This is a genomic window from Nitrososphaera sp. AFS (assembly GCF_009898475.1).
Lineage (GTDB): Archaea > Thermoproteota > Nitrososphaeria > Nitrososphaerales > Nitrososphaeraceae > Nitrosopolaris.
Map to the genome: position 1 here is coordinate 1 of NZ_QURE01000054.1, position 1,731 is coordinate 1,731.

A 1,731-nucleotide genomic window follows, 5' to 3' on the forward strand; every position below is an offset into this window, starting at 1 on the left:
CTATGCTAATCAGAAATAATGGTAGTAACAATAGTATTGTCCAAACTCCAACTATTACAAATAGAATAGCGGAGAGTCTATCTCGTCACCTTGTGAAGCAGTCCAAAAAACACGAACAAAAAGAGGTTAACTATGCCGAGGAGAAGATTATCTACGAAATATATACGAAAGCAATATCCGAACTTCTTGCAACTAATGAGGTGAGTATGCTAACTAATGAGGGGTTGTTAAGACGGTGAGTATACATGATAGATAAATATTATATGCTTCAGACAGTTGTAATGAAATGAGTGAATCTTACCAAATAGTAAATTTGATCAAATTAGACATATCTAAACATCATATTTACTTACCTAACCCACCAATTTAAATAATAAAGAATTGCAAAAATATATTGCTGGCGGAATTTTGATCAAAAAAGTACTACCCAGAGTATACGGCTTTGCAGCTTTAGTTTTACTTCTTCTTGTTATCACCCCAGTAGAACATTACCTTCCACGGAAACTACTTCTAGTCATGTTTTTAGTTGCACCTATTAGCTCCTTGTTGTCTTATACCAGTCAAATAATAAACGATGACAATCGTTCTTATTTTCATGCTTACAAGGCATATGCAGCAGCCACATCAAATACAAAATCTAGCAATGCAAAATCATTTACTGTGATAATACCAAAGGGCTCAGCAAACCCGGAAATTGATATCACTAAACTTGGTCCTAGACAATGGTACTTGCCAAGCCATATATCAATAGGAGTCAATGATTCAGTCAAATGGATAAACAATGACACTGAATCTCATACTACAACAAGTGGTATTGGTGCAGGGATCGAAAGTTTACAGAATAATAAAAGAGGGACACCAAATGGAATCTTTGATAGTGGATTATTCAAACCCGGCCAGTCATGGACACATACATTTACAACTCCAGGTACATACAATTATTTCTGTACTATTCATCCTTGGATGGATGGGGTTGTAACTGTTCAAGGAAAGACACAGAATATCCCTAACTATCCTGTTTATACATCTGGTGCAAAAATAACCTCTTTTCCCATTTACCTATTCACCCCTGATGGAAAGACTGAAGCAGGTTTGAGTTGGAACCCACAAGTTTTACTAACCGGTAAAGAAACATCTTTCGTTGTTGTTTTCTTTGATCGTGCAAACAATAAACCAAGCTTTCTACCATTTGACTTTGTAATTAGACAGGACGGCAAACAACTTCAACGTATTCCAAGTGTTGCCCAAATTGGAATGAGCGTTCTCCATTATACATTCCCAAATTCAGGACCAGTGACAATTGGAATTGAAAATGTGGGAGCTGTAAAATCTCAAAATGTAGAATTTAATACTAGAGTGTTTGATAACCCTAATATTACTTCAGCTGCTGCAAATCAGTTGGCAGCAGCTGCAAATAAACAATCCAGCAATCCTTTCGCAGTAAGTTATTTGACACTTGTTTACATAGAGTATGCGGTCATATTTGGAATTCCCGCAGCTGTTGGTGCAGTAGTTATAGTGGCATACAAACGTAGATAGTGTTTGGTTATATCTAATTTGAAACATTTTGTCCTATAATGATTGGATACTGCACGTTGTAAGTTTAATTCCTTGTGCCGTCGCGAGTCATTTGTAATACGGCAAACGAAAATATTATTTAGCTTTTAAACGATATAATTGGCTGTAACAAAAATGAATAATTCGCTCTCGTGACAGTCAAATTCTCCTGAA

2 protein-coding genes are annotated in these 1,731 nt (G+C 36.0%); both read left to right on the top strand.

Translation table 11 applies throughout. From position 1 onward, the window contains the following. A partial coding sequence (locus tag DYY65_RS07320) for a hypothetical protein (protein WP_162477321.1) occupies positions 1–239 on the top strand: 239 nt, incomplete at its 5' end. Between the two features lie 169 nt (positions 240–408). Then, complete coding sequence (locus DYY65_RS07325; protein ID WP_162477322.1) at positions 409–1,539, top strand: cupredoxin domain-containing protein; 1,131 nt, start codon at positions 409–411, stop codon at positions 1,537–1,539. Positions 1,540–1,731 lie beyond the last annotated feature (192 nt).